The following is a 16,516-nucleotide window of genomic DNA, read 5'->3' as shown; positions in this document are numbered from 1 at the left end:
CGCCATGGACTATGACTACGACGTAGTCGTCATCGGGTCCGGTTTCGGTGGGAGCGTTGCGGCCCTCCGCCTCACCGAAAAGGGCTACCGAGTCGGCATACTTGATATGGGAAAACGCTGGAAACGCGAGGATTTTCCCCCGAACAACTGGCACGTTCGCAAGGCGATGTGGGCACCCGCGCTCGGGTGCTTCGGACCGCAGCGACTTACCGTGTTGGGCAAGACCTTCATTGCCAGCGCGGTGGGAGTGGGCGGTGGATCGCTGATCTACGGCAACACCCTGTACGAGCCGCTGGAGCAGTTCTACACCGACAAGCAATGGGCACACATCACCGACTGGAAGTCCGAACTGGCGCCCTATTACGACCAGGCCAGCCGGATGCTCGGAGTCGCGCAGACTCCGCACACCACGCCACCCGATGAGGTGCTACTCGCTGTCGCCAAGGACCTGGGCGTCGAGGACACCTACCACCCCACCAATGTCGGCGTCTTCTTCGGCGATGAGCCCGGCAAGACCGTGCCGGATCCGTTCTTCGGCGGCGCCGGCCCCGAACGCTCCGGCTGCATCGGCTGTGCTGCCTGTATGACCGGCTGCAAGCACAACGCCAAGAACACCACCGAGACCAACTACCTGTACCTCGCGGAACACGCTGGCGCAGAAATACATCCGCTGACCGAGGTGCTCGATGTGCGGCCCCTTCAGGATCGTGAGGGCTATGTGGTCAGCACCAAACAGACCGGGCGGCTGGTACGCAAGAAGAAACGCACGTTCACCGCACAGCATGTGGTGTTCTCGGCGGCATCGCTGGGAACACAGCGGCTGCTGCACAAATTCAAGGATTCCGGGTCACTGCCCAACCTGTCGGATCGCCTGGGCGAACAGACACGCACCAACTCCGAATCCGTGCCCATCGTCTATTCCCCCACCCGCGACGACTTCTCGCAAGGCGTCGCCATTACCTCGTCGATCCACCCTGAACCCAACACCCATGTCGAGGTGGTCCGATACGGGGAAGGCTCGACCTTCCTGAGCATGTTGGGCACCAACATGGTTGACGGCGGCCCGTGGCGTTTCGCGCGCACCTGGCTGGCCAACGTGCGACACCCTGCCATGGTGTTCCGATCGATGTTCCCCTACCGCGCCGCGCAGCACTCCATCATCGTGCTGGTGATGCAGTCGTTGGACAACTCGCTGACCACTTATCTCAAGCGCGGGCTGTTCGGCAAGAAGATGACCACCAAACAGGGCTCGGGAGAACCGAACCCGGATTGGATCCCGGTCGCGCACGACGTCGCACGGCGGATGGCCGACAAGGTCGACGGCTACGCGGGCAGCACCCACCTGGATTCGATGAACATCCCGCTGACGGCGCATTTCATCGGCGGCTGCCCTATCGGCGATTCTCCCGAGACCGGCGTGATCGATCCGTACCAACGGGTCTACGGATATCCCGGGCTGTATGTCTCCGATGGTTCGGCGATCTCGGCCAACCTGGGGGTGAATCCGTCATTCACCATTACCGCCCAGGCCGAACGCGCAATGGCGTTCTGGCCCAACAAGGGTGAGCTCGATCCACGGCCGGCGCTGGGCTCGCCCTACAAGCGCGTCTTCCCGGTGCAGCCCAACCGTCCGACCGTTCCGGAGTCCGCACCCGGCGCGCTGCGCTTGCCGCTGACGCCGGTCTAGACATGAAGGTGCCGGGCCACCATGAGAGATGGCCCGGCACCGGCTCACCGCGGAATCGGGTGAGCATATGGGCGGCTACGCGGAGCGCAGACGCCGAAGTCCCATGAATTGGATGTCCGCCATGACGGCGGTGTAGATGCCGAATACGATGCACAGCGTCACACCGGCAGTGGTCAGCGGCACCCATTTCATGACGCCTGCCGCCACATAGATCGCGGTGGCCAGCAGATTGCCCGCGATATACGCGATGCCGATCGCGGGCAGCTTCGACCTGTCGGCCCGGCTCAATACGAAGGCCAGCACGCCGTATCCCATGAGGGCGGCGGCATGCACGATCTGAAATCCGAGCGATGGGCCGAGCGGCTCGACGAGCCACTTTGCCGCGATCAAAAGTACGACGGCAACCGTCCCGGTGGCGATGCCGTCCACGCCGATACCGAACCGCAGCAGTGAGTCGGGCCGGGCAAATCGTGTACGCAGTACCGAGGCGTTGTCTGAAGCTATGGACATGGGGACTCCTTGGGAAAGTTCCGTCTGGACGTTCGGGACACTCTGAACGCTCCCTACGTTGCCGCCGATGTACTGCCATCTCGACATTCGGCACTGCCAATTTCTGCCAATTGCCCGCACAGTGTGCCATCATCAAAGGATGACAACAGCGGATGTCATCTCTATTGCGCCCGGCGCACAGCTGGGGCGTCATTCATTGTTATGGCGCTGGGCCGGCGATATGCGGATCGCCCTCACCGGCGGTACCGCCGGGCTCCTGCAAACGATGGATCCGGCCATCGGCTACGCACTGATCGAGCACTCAAACTTCTTCGCCGACCCCGTCGACAGAGTGTTCCGATCGTTGCCCCCAATCCTCGGCACCGTCTATGACGAGCCCGCTGCCGGTACCGGGGTGAAGGTGCGTGATTTTCACCGAGACATCAAGGGAATCCAGCCCGACGGCGTCCGATATCACGCGCTGAACCCGACGACCTTCTGGTGGGCCCACGCGACGTTCCAGGTGATGGTCGAGCAGACCATAGACAGATACTCCCGCTATCAACTCTCCGATGCCGAACGCGAGCAGCTCTACCAGGAAGGCGTCGAATGGTATCGCCGCTACGCGATGAGCGAGCAGCCGCTGCCGACGAATAGGGCCGCGTTCCAACAGGAGTGGGACCGCTACTGCGATGAGGTGCTCACCCCCAATCCCGCCGCCGACTACCTGATGAAGGTCATCGAGGGGCGTGCCGTTCCCGATATGAGCAAGTCGCCCTACCTACCCGTGGCCTCATACCTGAAGCCCGCCGCCAAACTCGCGCTACCCACCACCCCGATGCGGATGGCGTTGGCGCCTCCGCTACGGCTCACCATCTACGGCGGCCTTCCACCCCAGGTACGCAAGCGTTTTGGGATCCGGTGGAACCTGGCGGACGAGACGGCCTACCGGGCGTTGTTGGGCGCCGTGCCGCTGGTGTGGCCCTTCATCCCGACCTCGTGGCGATGGCATCCGGGCAGCCATGCCGGATGGCGACGAGAGCGGGGCCGGCTACCGCGCAACTGGTGACGAGCCGTTGGTACGAACACCATTGGGCACCGGGACGCTCTGCGCGCGCAGGTCCGCGGCAATGAGCTTGGCCGCGGCGTTCTGCCAGTTGTGCAGAGAACGCTGCGGTACCTCGGTGACCAGCCACTGCCACGCTTGACGCGACACCGGGTCCAGTCCCGCGGCCGTCGCGCCTTGCGCATACGCCCGCACACCCATGACGTACGGGAAGTACAGGGCGTTGTAATAGCGCCACTGATCGGTGGTGCCGAAGTCCCCGTCGTCCCGGGGTTTGAGCCGCGAGATGGATTCAGCGAGCACCGCCCTGAGCTCATTGGCGCGTTCGACGGGCTGCGCCGAGGCGCCGCGATCGGTAAGCCGCTCGTCGATGACCGGCAGGGCGGCCAGCGGGCTGGCCACGAGTTTGGCGAGATCGCCGTAATGGCTGAGGGCACGCCGAGTGAGCCGGGTGAAGCTCTCATCATCGATTCCCGCGATAGGCGATGCCGATTTGAGCGGCAACGCGGCCTCGGTGTTGCGTAGCTCGGAGCGTTCCTGGCGCAGCTGCGGAGACCGCGAGAATGCCAGGCGGTCAAGGAAGTCGGCGAAGGGACCCGATTGGACCTGGATGCAGACCGACAAACCGACGCTGGTGAACAACAGCACCACCAACGCGACAGACTGGCCGACGACGGCCATGCCGATCATGGCCTGAGCACCGAACAATGCCCCCACAAGAATCGAGGCGACAAAGGAGCGCAGCATGTCGCCTCGCAATGCCTGGCCCTCGTCGAAGGCGTCCCAGAGCGCGACGCCCAATCCGAGGAGCACCAGGTCGAAGCCGGTTGAGGCCAATGCCAGCCAGCTGGGCACAATGCCGAGCGGGATGATCAGCTGGGCGTCCCCGAGAGTGAAGAACATGGTGGCGACGAGAACGACACCACGTGCCGAGCCGGGTATCGAGGCGCGCCGGCGGAACAACAGGATGGCGGCACCGATGGCGGCGGTCCCATTGGCACAGAACATGATCCAATGGCCGAGCTGCGCCGGGCCCGCGATGGTTCCCGCCAGCGACGCGCCCACCAGCAGGGCCACCGCCAGGACGACGCCGGGCACGGCCATGGCGGCGCGATCACGCCACCGATCACCGCTATTGGTGAGTTCGAGCAGCACCAACAGCCAGGCCACGCTCGGGACAATTGCAGTGAATACCTCGATGCGGCCCAGGAGTTCGGCATCGGAACCGGGCGTGACACGGATAGCGTCGAGCGCGACGACGACGGAGTAGCCGATCAGTCCGATGGCCGCCAGGACCAGGACGGGCTTGCGGGGGTTGCGCGCGAGCAGATACAGACCCAGCCACCAGCTGAGCCCGAAAACCAGTGCCGACATCGCCACCATTACTCATAGTGTGACAGGTGCCAAGTCGGCGTGTCACCCCTGGCTATCGAGCTCGACACGGGGCGATCTACGCGACAACCCGGCCCCCGCACGAAGCCGTCCCCAACCAGGTATGCGGATTGCGATCCCAGCACCAGCCGAGCTTGGGCCGCCCATCCGATATCCAGATCGCGGGGACACGCTGCCCCTTGCCCCGCGACGCGGCAAGCGAGAAACACTTGTTCTTACGCAACATGTCCGGCCGCGATATCACCAGCGCGATGCCTTCGTCGATGGTGAGCGGTGTGCGTCCCCGGGCGGTGATGGCCTGAACCGCTTGCTCCGGCGTCACGTTGCAGAACTCGCTACCGGTGTCGATATCGGAGAGTAGGTAGGCCCGTGTCGGGATCTCCACGGCCGGTTGGTACACATCGACGTCGCCGTCCTCCATGACGTGAAACCCATTGCGACCGTTGATACTCATCAGCGGTGCGGTCTGCTCATAACTGATTCCCGGGACGACGAGAACGAACGGAACGTGATCGTCGGGATCGACGGCGGACGAGGGGAGATCAGCGACCCGAGTACGAAGCTCCGGGGCGCAGTCGTCGACTGGGTATCCACGTTCGGTCAGATGGGCGAGCTGGCGGTCGAATTCATCCTGAGCAGCTGGCATTGACCGTCAACGTAGCGGTCTCCCGCCAAGTTCCCGCGAGGACCGCTCAGGCTGCGCGGCTGAGATCGCGCCACAACTCCCGCTGCACACGATGCGGGTCCAGGTCGATACGCCGATGCTGGTCGAACACCATGACGGCGTGCTCCGGCTCCCTGTAGACCGGCCATTCGGTGCCCGGGATGCCCGTGCGTGAGAACTCGAGCCAACGGCTCTGAATGTCCTCGGTGAGCGCCAACGCGTCCTGCATATCTCTTTTCCCGGCCAACGCGGGCCAGCGCTTGAAGAGGCCGAACACCGCGAACAGTTCCGTCGCGTGCGCAGCCCCCGGCCCGAAACGCCGCAGCGGGCGCGGCGCGTAGTCGTACCGGTAGAAGTAGACCGACGCATGCCGGCTGTGCGCCTGCGCCACGCGCCAGGCCTCCGAGCCGAACATCGCGTCCCCCATGAGACGCACTAAAGCAGCCTTGGACGGATAGCCCTCGTAGGAACTGATCACCCGCTTCGCGGCCTCCGGGCCGAGGGCACCGAGAGTTCCCGCGACAGCACGTGCGTCGAACCGGGACACCGACATCACCCGGGTCAGCAGTCGGTTGAACAACCGGACCTCTTCCGCGTTGTACCCGATGATGAGTGGGACCCGGTGCGCCTCACCGCGTTCCATCATCGCGATCGGGTCATCGGGTACAACCTCGCCGTCGATGCTGGGGCCCACACCCAGCGAGAAGGCCGACTCCCGGGTTTTCGCGGTGAGTAGCCGGTGTGTGGCCCGCACGAGATCACGCGGCCTGGCATTGATGACCGCCCCAGCGGAGCCGCGGTGGTCGACACCGAGATACCCGACGAGCCGGCGCGCTGTGGCCGCCGCCTCATCCCGGGTGTGGATCATTCCGCTGGCAGTGCTCTGGCAGATCGCGCGCTGGAACAGCCCGGCAGCCGTCGGAACCGTCACCAGCATCTGGACACAATGTGCCCCGGCACTTTCGCCGAAGATCGTGACGGTGTTGGGGTCTCCGCCGAAGGCCGCTATGTTGTCGCGCACCCACTGCAGTGCCAGCACCAGATCGCGCAGGTACAGATTGCTGTCGATGGTGTGCCGGTCATCCGACAGCGAAGACAGGTCGATGGCCCCGTAGGCCCCCACCCGATAGTTCACCGAGACGAAGACACAGCCGCGCCGTGCAAGATCGGCGCCGTCGTATAAGGCCAGCGCGGAACTGCCCAAAACATAGGCGCCGCCGTGGATGTAGAACATCACCGGCAGAGCCTCCCCGGAGGTCTCATCCGGGACGGTGACGTTCACCGTCAGACAGTCCTCGCTGACCGCCTGGAACCTGTTGATCGAGAGCGGTACGTAGATACGTTTCTGCGGGGACGCCGATTTCCAGGAATCGCAGGGCAGCACCCCAGCCCAGGGCTTCGCGGGCGCCGGGCTGCGCAGACGCAACGCACCCACCGGGGGCTCGGCGTACGGTATGGCGCGAAAACCACGCACGCCGGTATCGCGGAAACCCTCCACCACGCCGTTCGCGGTCTGCACCCGCACCGGAACCCGCGCAATGTCTTTCGAGCCCTTTGTCATCGGCGCCTCAGACCACGGTCAGCGGTAGCGACTTGCGCGGCTCGAAGACGAACCGCGATCCCCCGCTGACATTGGCGATCATCACCTCAGGCAGCAGCGTGTCTTCGCCCTCATGCTCGACGAAGGAGGCCACCCAATCCGCTGCATCTCCCGCCACCTGCACGCCGATATGCGGGTCGACCGCCGTCGCGATGGCCTGCAACGGCCTGACTTCGGAGGGGCCGCACAGCGAGATCCAGGCCGCATCCTCGTGTGCGGGCGACTCCCACACATGCAGCTGTCCGCCGGAGATCTCGGCGTTCACATATCCGACGGGACTCAACAGCGGATGCAGTTCCAGCACTCGCAAGACCCCTTCGATGCCATCCGGCATCTGCAGCGCGTGCTTGATCCGCGCCGCTGCGACACCGGCGAGTCCGATGAGCTGCTGGGTGCAGACGGTGCGGGCCAGCTCCGCATCGGACGCCCTCTTACGCACGGCGACCGAGAACCCGAGGAACAGCAGATGCATCTGCAGACAAATCTCGTCCGCGATCCGCACCAGCGCAGAATGCGAGAAGGAACCGAAGTTCAGATCCGATAGCAGCGGCCCGGAGTAGTCCGAGGCGCCCACCTCAGATGTGTCGATACCGTCCAATTCCCAACCGGCGGCCACAGATCGGCCGACGACTTCCAAAGCAGGGATGCCCGATACGGCCGGATACGACTCGTCGATGGTCACCGTCCACGCACAGTGCGGGTGCCGATCGGCCGGGGCGCGCGGGGGCCGGTGAATCGGCCGTACCTGGGCGTGCGGGTTGGTGGCGAACGCCGTCGCATCGAAGGTCGGGTCCTCGATGTCGTGGCACATCCCCGTCACATAGTCGGGCCCCAGCGGTTCCACATCGAGCAGCGCACCACAGTGGTCGAGATGAAACTCCCCGTGCCACTTGTCATGCACGGTATAGCGGAAGTCCATGAACTGCGGCGGCGCCCCGATATCGAGCTGCATGCCCTTGAAGATGGTGATCACATCGTCGCCCTCGAACCGCAGCGCCTTCTGCATGCGCCGGGTGTAGATCGGGCTGGATGACGCCCATTCCTCGATGGCAACCTGCAGCATCTCTTCACGGCCGAAATGCTGTATGCAGTATGCCATTCCGGAGCGGTCGATCAGCTGACCGATCAGCAGCAGCTCCGGAACCAGAGTCGCCAACTGGTCCCGCGACAGCCCGGAAAATCGGCTAGTCACCCGAGGATTCCTTCGCGCGCTTGGCTTTATTCTGTTGTGCCACGGCCACCTCGACATGCTTGTTGACCCGCTGGCCCAGCGGCCAGCCGACATAGTGCGTGATGAAGATGGCGACCTCACGCAGCTCGGCCTCGGTGAGCTCACCGTTCCTCAGTGCTGCGCCCGTCTGGATCTCCAGGATTTCGTCAAGCCCCAGAGCACTCACCGCACCGAGAAGCAACAGCCGGCGATCCCGCATCGACAACTCGGGGCGTGTCCAGATGGTGCCGAAGAGATGCTCGATCGTGTATTTGAAGTAGTCGCCTGGGATATCGGGCATATCCCAGCCGTAGACCTCTTTCATCTTGTCCAGGCCCTGGCGCCGCACGTCATCCATTGCTTGCTCCTTCACTGTGTGGCACACCGAGACTTGCCGCCAACCGTTCTCGCGCCAGCGCCGCCAGCGGCAGTTCCACCGATTTCTCCTCGCCCAGCGCCAACGCCAGGCTGAGATCCTTCTCGCCGAGGCCCCGCACATGGGTGAGAATCGGCAACCAGAAGCTTTCGGATGTCACCGGTTCGGTGGTGTCCCGCAGCATGATGGCGCCCGGCCCTCCGGTGATGGCATCCGTGTGACGTACCACCTTGCCCAGGTCGGTGATGTCCAGCCCGCAGCTTTCGGCCAAGCGCTGTGCCTCGCCCGCCGCGGTGAACGCCACAAAATGCAACAGGTTGCGCGCCAGCTTCATTCGGGTGCCCGCGCCCGGGGCTCCGGCGTGGATCACCAACGATGCCCACGCGGAGAAGGGCTCCTTGATCCGAGCGAAGGTCTGCTCATCGGCGCCCACCATGGTGGCAAGCTCGCCCTTGTGTGCGCCGGGTGCGCCACCGCTCACCGGCGCATCGATAACGTGAATCTGCTGGGAGGCCAGCTCATGCGCGAGCTGGACCGCGGTCGAATCGCTGATCGTGGAGTGGATCGCGATGATGGTTCCGGGCTTGACCTTCGGCGCGAGCTCGCCCACCACCTCACGCACCTGCGCGTCATCGAGCACCGTCACGCTGATGAGGTCGGCGTCCGCGACATCGGCGAGGCTATCCGCCGCCCGGGCGCCTGCCTCGACCAGTGGCAACATGGCCTCGGCCCGCAGGTCGAAGACCGTGAGACCGTCGGGCCAGTCCACGAGCCGCCGGGCCATGGGCGCACCCATGTTTCCCAGACCGATAAATCCCAGGTTCATGACCGGATGATCTGTCCGCCGTCGACGTTGAACACCTGGCCGGTGATCCACGATGCCTTGTCCGACAGCAGGAATAGGCACATGCCCACCATGTCGTCGACAGTGCCCATGCGGCTGAGCGGGATGTTCTTGACCAGCTCACTGCGGAACTGCTCGGGCACGGTGCCGCGGGTGGCCTCGGTATCGGTGGGCCCCGGCGCGATGGCGTTGATGCGGATCTTCTGACCACCCAACTCCCGTGACAGCTGCTGCGTCAGACCGTTGATGCCGACCTTGGCCAACCCGTAGAAACCCGAGTACAGCCACGCCGCCGTCGACGACTGGTTGACGATGGCGCCGCCGCCGCGTTTGGCGATGTGCTTGTAGACCGCCCGCGTGCACGCCAGAGCCCCGTCCTGGTTCACGCTCATGAACTTCTTGTAGTAATCCCAGGGCACCGAGAGCAGCAGGTCCAGCTTCATACCGCCATAGATCGCGGCGTTGTTCACCAAGTAATCGATGCCGCCGAGCTCGGCGACCGTCTTATCTGCCATGGCAATTGCCGAGTCAGGATCGGAGACATCCACACTGGCGAAAATGGCCTTGCCGCCGTCGGCGACTATCTGTTTGGCTACGCCCTCACCCAATTCGGCGTTGATATCGGCGACCACTACCGCAGCACCCTCACGGGCCAGCGCATGCGCGTATGCCTCACCGATGCCCTGTGCTGCGCCGGTGACAATGGCGACCTTGCCCTCAAACTGCCCAGTCGAACTCACGTTACGATCCTTCCTATTTCACGGCCGTCGCAATGACTTTGGTCTCCAGGTATTCCTCGAAACCGGCCACACCCATTTCCCTGCCGTTGCCCGATTGCTTGTAGCCTCCGAATGGCACGTCAGCCGAATACCACACGCCGCCATTGACATTCACGGTTCCGACCCGTAGACGGGACGCAACGCGGACGGCGCGTTCGTCATCCCCGCTGAATACCGTCCCGGACAGTCCGTACGGCGAATCGTTGGCGATCCGCACCGCGTCGTTGTCGCCGTCGTGCGCGATCACCACAAGCACGGGACCGAAGATCTCCTCACGTGCCACCCGCGCCTCGTTGGTAAGACCCGCCACCACGGTGGGCTCGATGAAAAACCCGCGATCCCTGCCTTCGGGCCGACCACCACCGCAGGCGAACGAACCACCCTCGGTGACAGCCAAATCCAGGTAGGACTGCACCCGGTCACGCTGGCGCGCCGAGATGACGGGCCCACAGATTGTTCCTGGTTTGGTGGGGTCCCCCGGCCTCAGTGAGCCCATCGTGGCAGCAGCTGCCTGCACCGCGTCGTCGTATCGTGCACGCGGCACCACCAGCCGGGTGGTGATGGCGCACCCTTGCCCGGCGTGCATCGCCGCCGTGAAGGCGGCGACGGAACAGGCCGCACCCAAGTCGGCGTCGTCGAGCACGATGAACGCCGACTTGCCGCCGAGCTCAAGGAAGACCTTTTTGACGGTGGCGGCGGCATCGGTCATCACCGTGCGTCCGGTGGTGGTGGAGCCGGTGAATGACACCATGTCCACCCGGGGATCCGTCGACAGCTGCGCACCGATCCGATGGTCGCTGGAGGTGACGATGTTGACGACGCCCGGCGGAAAGTCGGTGTGCTCGGCGATGATTCGCCCCAGTACCGCCGCGCACCACGGGGTGTCCGGGGCGGGCTTGAGTATGAGGGTGTTGCCTGCGGCGAGCGCCGGGCCCACCTTGGCGAGGTTGATCTGATGCGGAAAGTTCCACGGCGTCACCGCCCCGACCACGCCGACCGCTTCGCGCGCGAGAGTGCGCCGAGTCTTGATACCCATGGGTGAGGCGACCCCGAGATCAGCGTTCCAATCGAAGGTTTCGGCGGTATCGGCGGCGAACCGCAGATCGTCTACCGGCCCTTCCAGCTGCGCGCCGGCGGTCAGCATTCGCGGTGCACCCACCTCGGCGATGGTCAGCTCTCGCAATTCCTCGATGTGCGCCTTCATCCCCTCGCGGAGCTGACGAAGGCATTGCACGCGCAGCCCCACATCCCGCGACCAGTCGGTGTCGTCGAATGCGCGGCGCGCCGCCTCGATGGCATTGCCCATGTCGTCGGCGTCGGCATCGGCAGCGGTTCCGAGCACCTCCTCGGTGGCCGGGTTCACCGTGGGGAAGCGCCCCGCGCCTCCGGGGACCAGCTTTCCGTCGATGAACAGTTCACTGTCACCATCGGCCAGAAGCGTCATCTCACCTTGTCTCCAATTCTGGACACTTGTCCATTCCGTACTCACAAACCATAACCGCGCAAATCCCACCATGGCAAGGCCATAGCCAGGTCGCCCCCAATAATTGATGGTGGACAGCATTTTTCACACTCGATCTTGCCGCGTAGCGCACTTGACGCTAATCTGGACACGTGTCCAGTGAAGTTATGGCAGCCCTCACAGATGAAACGCCGCGGAACAAGCGGCAAGAAGAGACGATCCACAAGATCGTCACGGCGGGCCGGGAGCTGCTCGGCGAGACCACATACGCAGACATGACGATCCGCGGTGTCGCAGCCCGCGCGAAGGTCGCCCCCGCCACCGCGTACACGTACTTCTCGTCAAAGAGCCACCTTGTCGCCGAGATCTATCTGGACCTCATCCACGAGGCGCCCTACTTCACGGACGTCAATGACACCCAGGCCACCCGGGTCACCAAGACGCTGCGAAGCCTGGCTCTTGTCGTTGCCGACGAGCCCGAAATCGCGACCGGCTGCACCACGGCGCTGCTGAGCAATACCGACGAGGCCGTGCGCAGTGTCCGCGACAAGATCGGACTGGAGATCCATCGCAGGATCCGTTCCGCGATGGGGCCGGACGCCGATCCTCGCGTGGTATCGGCCCTCGAAATGACGTTTTTCGGCGCGCTCATGCACGCGGGTAGCGGCACCTTCACGTATCACCAGATCGCCGACAAGCTGACCTTCGTCGTGGATCTCATGTTGGGAGAGCGCGACCGATGAGCCGCTTGCGCGAAGAGACGAGGGAAATGACGGCATCACCTCTAGTGCTCGACCCGTACAACTATGACTTCCACGAAGACCCGTACCCGTACTACCGGCGATTACGTGACGAAGCACCGCTCTATCGCAACGACGAGCTGAACTTCTGGGCGCTGTCGCGACACCACGATGTGCTGCAAGGCTTCAGGAACAGCGAGGCACTGTCCAACGCCAACGGCGTATCGATGGACAAGGCCTCCTTCGGGCCGCACGCCAAACTCGTCATGTCGTTCCTGGCCATGGACGACCCCGAGCACCTTCGGCTGCGCACGCTGGTATCAAAGGGATTTACTCCCCGGCGCATTCGTGAGCTCGAGGGACAGGTCGTCGCGCTGGCACGCACCCATCTGGAACGAGCACTGGCCGGCGCGTCCGACGGCTCGTTCGACTTCATCGCCGACTACGCCGGCAAGCTGCCCATGGACGTCATCTCCGAGCTGATGGGTGTACCCGAACCCGACCGCACCCGCATCCGGGAACTGGCCGATGGCGTCATGCATCGCGAGGACGGACTGGCCGACGTGCCGCCCAAGGCCATTCAGGCGTCGATCGATCTCATGACGTACTACATCGACATGGTCAAGCAGCGTCGACGCCGCCCCACAGAGGACCTGACATCGGCGCTGCTGCAAGCGGAAATCGACGGGGACCGACTCACCGACGAAGAGGTGCTGGCATTCCTGTTCCTCATGGTGATCGCCGGGAACGAGACCACCACCAAGCTGCTGGCCAACGCGGTCTACTGGGGCCACCGCAATCCCGACCAACTCGCGGCCGTGCACGCCGATCACGAGCGCATACCGCTGTGGGTGGAAGAGACACTGCGCTACGACACATCCAGCCAAATTCTGGCTCGCACCGTCGCCCAGGACATGTCGTTCTACGACACCACGATTACGGCCGGTGACGTTCTGTTGCTGCTCCCCGGGTCGGCCAACCGCGACGACCGGGTATTCGACGGCGCCGACGAATACCGCATCGGCCGCGAGATCGGCGCCAAGCTGGTCAGTTTCGGTAGCGGCGCGCATTTCTGCCTCGGCGCGCACCTGGCCCGCATGGAGGCCAAGGTGGCTTTGACCGAACTGTTCACCAGGATCAAGCGCTACGAGATCGACGAAAGCAACTCCGTACGTGTGCATTCCAGCAATGTCCGTGGATTCGCCCACCTACCCATCACCGTGGAGGTCAACTGATGCCGCGTTTTGATCCGCACCCAAAGCGTCGCCCGTCCATCATCGCCGGAGCCTCCTCGGGCATCGGCGCGGCAACGGCAATCGAACTGGCGGGCCGCGGATTTCCGGTCGCGCTCGGCGCCCGCCGCGTCGACAAGTTGACCGAGCTCGTCGACAAGATCCGCGCCGACGGCGGCGAAGCCGTGGCGTTCCCGCTGGACGTCACCGATGCCGACTCGGTGAAATCGTTTGTCGCGGAGAGCATTGACGCACTGGGTGAAATCGACCTTCTGATATCCGGCGCCGGTGACATGTACCCGGGCCGCGTCCACGAAATGAGCGCGGACACCTTCGCCGCGCAGATTCAAGTACACCTGCTGGGCGCCAATCGGCTCGCCACATCGATCGTTCCCGATATGGTGGCGCGTCGGCGTGGTGATGTCATCTTCATCGGCTCCGACGTCGCACTGCATCAGCGTCCACACATGGGCGCCTACGGTGCTGCCAAGGCGGCACTGCTCGCGATGGTCAACACCATGCGCATGGAGTTGGAGGGCACCGGCGTTCGGGCATCGATCGTGCATCCCGGCCCCACCCTGACCTCGATGGGCTGGCAGCTCTCCGCCGAGCAGGTTGCTCCCATGCTGGAGGATTGGAAGAGCTGGGGTCAGGCGCGCCACTCCTATTTCCTGCGCCCTTCCGATATCGCGCGTGCGGTGTCCTTCGTCGCCGAAACACCCAGGGGTGTACACATCCCCGAGATGGAGGTGCAGCCCGAGGCGCCACTCAAGGATGCACCGCCGGACAAACAGAAGCTTGAGCTCGGTGAAGAAGGGATGCCGTCATGACCACACCCACCGTCCCCCGAGTCTCGGGCGGTGCGGATCAGTACGGGCATCTCGAGGAGTTCCGTACCGATCCCATTGCGCTGATGAAGCGCATCCGTGAGGAATGCGGAAACGTCGGCACTTTCCAGCTCGCCGACAAGCAGGTCGTCTTCCTTTCCGGCGCCGAGGCCAACGAGTTCTTCTTCCGTTCCAGCGATGAAGATCTGGACCAGGCCGAGGCCTACCCATTCATGACACCGATCTTCGGCAAGGGGGTGGTCTTCGACGCCGATCCCGAACGCCGCAAGGAGATGTTGCACAACGCGGCACTGCGCGGTGAACAGATGAAGGGACATGCAACCACCATCGAAAGTGAAGTACGCCAAATGATCTCGCGCTGGGGTGAGAGCGGTGAAATCGACCTGCTTGACTTCTTCGCCGAACTGACCATCTACACCTCGTCAGCCTGCCTGATCGGCAAGAAGTTCCGCGATGAACTGGACGGCAGATTCGCCCACCTCTACCACCAGCTGGAGCAGGGCACCGATCCGCTGTGCTACGTGGACCCATACCTGGAGATCGAGAGTTTCCGCCAGCGCGATGAGGCGCGCCTGGGCTTGGTCGCGCTGGTTCAAGAGATAATCAACGGCCGGGTGCAACGGTCCGCTAGTTCCCCGACGGATAAGAGTCAGCGCGACATGCTCGACGTGCTGATCATGATCAAGGACGAGGATGGCAATCCCCGCTTCACCGCCGACGAGATCACCGGCATGTTCATCTCGATGATGTTCGCCGGGCACCACACCAGCTCGGGGACCGCCTCATGGGTGCTCATCGAGCTGCTGCGCCATCCCGATATCCAGACTCAGGTCATCGATGAACTGAACGAGCTGTACGCCGACGGCAGCGAGGTGAGTTTCCATGCGCTGCGGCAGATCCCGAAGCTCGAGAACGTGCTCAAGGAAACCCTGCGGCTACATCCGCCCCTGATCATCCTGATGCGGGTCGCCAAGGGCGAATTCGAGGTGGGTGGGTTCCCCATCCACGACGGGGACATGGTGGCGGCCTCCCCCGCCGTCTCGAACCGGATTGCCGAGGACTTCCCCGACCCGGACGGCTTCGTACCTGACCGCTACGAGAAGCCGCGCCAGGAAGACATCGTCAACCGCTGGACGTGGATACCGTTCGGCGCCGGCCGGCACCGCTGCGTGGGCGCCGCCTTCGCCACCATGCAGATCAAGGCGATTTTCTCGGTGTTGTTGCGCGAGTATGAGTTCGAGATGGCCCAGCCCGCCGACTCGTACCACAATGACCACTCCAAGATGGTGGTGCAGCTGGCGAAGCCCGCCAAGGTCCGCTATCGCCGCAGGAGTAGCGGGGCCGGCGACACCCAACACCGGAGTGCCTGATGACGTACCGGGTCGACGTAGACGCCGATCTGTGCCAGGGACATGCCATGTGCGAGCTGGAGGCCCCCGACTACTTCCGCGTGCCGAAACGCGGCACCGTCGAAATTCTGAACCATGAACCACCCGAGGACGCCCGCGACGAGATCGAGCGGGCCGTCGAGGAGTGTCCCGTACGAGCACTGTTCATCACCGAGAAATAGGAGCGTCGACGATGCCGCAATTCCCCCGCCAAGAACTCGACGATGTCGTCGCGGACTGGCTCCAAGCCAACCTGGATGCCGAGAAGACAGGCGACTGGAAACCGTTGGCACGCTTCTACACTGATGACGCCACCTACGGCTGGAACATCGGCCCCAAGGAAGACGTGATGTGCGTCGGTATCGATGAAATACGCGACATTGCGTTGGGGCAAGAAATGGAAGGGTTAGAAGGCTGGACGTACCCGTATCAGAAGGTGATCGTCGACGACAGGCAAGGCGAGGTCATCGGATTCTGGAAGCAGGTGGCTACCGATTCCGCTGGAGGACAGTCGGAGATCTACGGCATCGGGGGCAGCTGGTTCCGGTATGCGGGTAACGGCCAATGGAATTGGCAGCGCGACTTCTTCGACTTCGGCCACGTGTCCGCCCTGTACATGGATCTCATCAAGGCAGGCAAGCTCAGTGAAGGCATGCAGAAGCGCATCCAGCGCGGCCTGTCGGGCGAGAAGGTGCCCGGCTACTACCCCCTGGGCAAGACCCCGGTCCCCCTCTGGTGA

Annotated in this window: 17 protein-coding genes; 8 read left to right on the top strand and 9 right to left on the bottom strand. The window is 63.8% G+C overall.

Annotated features, from left to right (window positions below; all coding sequences use genetic code 11):
* Positions 1 to 4: 4 nt before the first annotated feature.
* Positions 5 to 1,687, top strand: coding sequence for a GMC oxidoreductase (locus B4393_RS01080; protein WP_078332584.1), 1,683 nt, complete (start codon positions 5 to 7; stop codon positions 1,685 to 1,687).
* Positions 1,688 to 1,762: 75 nt separating this feature from the next.
* Here B4393_RS01080 and B4393_RS01075 read toward each other — a convergent pair whose 3' ends face one another.
* Positions 1,763 to 2,197 (bottom strand): hypothetical protein, encoded by a 435-nt coding sequence (locus tag B4393_RS01075; protein WP_078332583.1) that lies wholly within the window; start codon positions 2,195 to 2,197, stop codon positions 1,763 to 1,765.
* 139 nt (positions 2,198 to 2,336) lie between these two features.
* On the opposite strand from B4393_RS01075, the gene B4393_RS01070 reads away from it, so the two are divergent.
* Complete coding sequence (locus B4393_RS01070) at positions 2,337 to 3,245, top strand: oxygenase MpaB family protein (protein WP_078332582.1); 909 nt, start codon at positions 2,337 to 2,339, stop codon at positions 3,243 to 3,245.
* Here B4393_RS01070 and B4393_RS01065 read toward each other — a convergent pair.
* The 8 genes from B4393_RS01065 to B4393_RS01030 all read right to left on the bottom strand — a co-directional run bounded on the left by B4393_RS01065 (position 3,228) and on the right by B4393_RS01030 (position 11,551).
* Entirely contained in the window at positions 3,228 to 4,625 is a 1,398-nt protein-coding gene (locus B4393_RS01065; RefSeq protein ID WP_078332581.1) for a hypothetical protein, read from the bottom strand. The genes B4393_RS01070 and B4393_RS01065 overlap by 18 nt on opposite strands.
* A gap of 67 nt (positions 4,626 to 4,692) precedes the next feature.
* On the bottom strand, positions 4,693 to 5,280 hold the full coding sequence (locus B4393_RS01060; protein ID WP_078332580.1) for a DUF5701 family protein: 588 nt from the start codon (positions 5,278 to 5,280) through the stop codon (positions 4,693 to 4,695).
* Positions 5,281 to 5,326: 46 nt separating this feature from the next.
* Entirely contained in the window at positions 5,327 to 6,823 is a 1,497-nt protein-coding gene (locus tag B4393_RS01055) for a carboxylesterase/lipase family protein (protein ID WP_078332968.1), read from the bottom strand.
* A gap of 43 nt (positions 6,824 to 6,866) precedes the next feature.
* A complete protein-coding gene (locus B4393_RS01050; protein ID WP_078332579.1) occupies positions 6,867 to 8,090 on the bottom strand; it encodes a hypothetical protein in 1,224 nt (407 codons plus the stop codon).
* Positions 8,083 to 8,466: a carboxymuconolactone decarboxylase family protein gene (locus tag B4393_RS01045; protein WP_078332578.1), complete on the bottom strand. Its 384-nt coding sequence runs from the start codon at positions 8,464 to 8,466 to the stop codon at positions 8,083 to 8,085. The genes B4393_RS01050 and B4393_RS01045 overlap by 8 nt, the downstream gene beginning before the upstream one ends.
* Complete coding sequence (locus B4393_RS01040) at positions 8,459 to 9,310, bottom strand: NAD(P)-dependent oxidoreductase (protein WP_078332577.1); 852 nt, start codon at positions 9,308 to 9,310, stop codon at positions 8,459 to 8,461. Before B4393_RS01040 ends, B4393_RS01045 begins: the two co-directional genes overlap by 8 nt.
* A complete protein-coding gene (locus B4393_RS01035; RefSeq protein ID WP_078332576.1) occupies positions 9,307 to 10,068 on the bottom strand; it encodes an SDR family oxidoreductase in 762 nt (253 codons plus the stop codon). Before B4393_RS01035 ends, B4393_RS01040 begins: the two co-directional genes overlap by 4 nt.
* Before the next feature lie 13 nt (positions 10,069 to 10,081).
* Positions 10,082 to 11,551 (bottom strand): aldehyde dehydrogenase, encoded by a 1,470-nt coding sequence (locus B4393_RS01030; protein WP_078332575.1) that lies wholly within the window; start codon positions 11,549 to 11,551, stop codon positions 10,082 to 10,084.
* Positions 11,552 to 11,721: 170 nt separating this feature from the next.
* Here B4393_RS01030 and B4393_RS01025 point away from each other — a divergent pair, with 170 nt between their 5' ends.
* From B4393_RS01025 to B4393_RS01000, 6 genes are read left to right on the top strand one after another with little or no spacing between them, the layout of a single operon-like run.
* A complete protein-coding gene (locus tag B4393_RS01025) occupies positions 11,722 to 12,312 on the top strand; it encodes a TetR/AcrR family transcriptional regulator (RefSeq protein ID WP_070936183.1) in 591 nt (196 codons plus the stop codon).
* Positions 12,309 to 13,544, top strand: coding sequence for a cytochrome P450 (locus B4393_RS01020; RefSeq protein ID WP_413816122.1), 1,236 nt, complete (start codon positions 12,309 to 12,311; stop codon positions 13,542 to 13,544). The genes B4393_RS01025 and B4393_RS01020 overlap by 4 nt, the downstream gene beginning before the upstream one ends.
* Positions 13,544 to 14,371 (top strand): SDR family oxidoreductase, encoded by an 828-nt coding sequence (locus B4393_RS01015; protein ID WP_078332573.1) that lies wholly within the window; start codon positions 13,544 to 13,546, stop codon positions 14,369 to 14,371. The genes B4393_RS01020 and B4393_RS01015 overlap by 1 nt, the downstream gene beginning before the upstream one ends.
* Positions 14,368 to 15,759 carry a cytochrome P450 gene (locus B4393_RS01010; protein WP_078332572.1) on the top strand — a complete coding sequence of 464 codons (1,392 nt, stop codon included), beginning with the start codon at positions 14,368 to 14,370 and terminating at the stop codon, positions 15,757 to 15,759. Before B4393_RS01015 ends, B4393_RS01010 begins: the two co-directional genes overlap by 4 nt.
* Positions 15,759 to 15,959, top strand: a complete 201-nt coding sequence (locus tag B4393_RS01005) for a ferredoxin (RefSeq protein ID WP_070936191.1) — start codon at positions 15,759 to 15,761, stop codon at positions 15,957 to 15,959. Before B4393_RS01010 ends, B4393_RS01005 begins: the two co-directional genes overlap by 1 nt.
* Positions 15,960 to 15,970: 11 nt before the next feature.
* The gene (locus tag B4393_RS01000; protein WP_043079429.1) at positions 15,971 to 16,516 is read left to right on the top strand and encodes a Cif family virulence factor; all 546 of its coding nucleotides are present in this window, start codon (positions 15,971 to 15,973) and stop codon (positions 16,514 to 16,516) included.

The sequence above is a fragment of the Mycobacteroides franklinii genome, from assembly GCF_002013895.1.
Classification (GTDB): Bacteria; Actinomycetota; Actinomycetes; order Mycobacteriales; family Mycobacteriaceae; genus Mycobacterium; species Mycobacterium franklinii.
The sequence above is the reverse complement of the archived record's forward strand: the minus strand, read 5'-3'. Positions and strand labels throughout refer to the sequence as shown.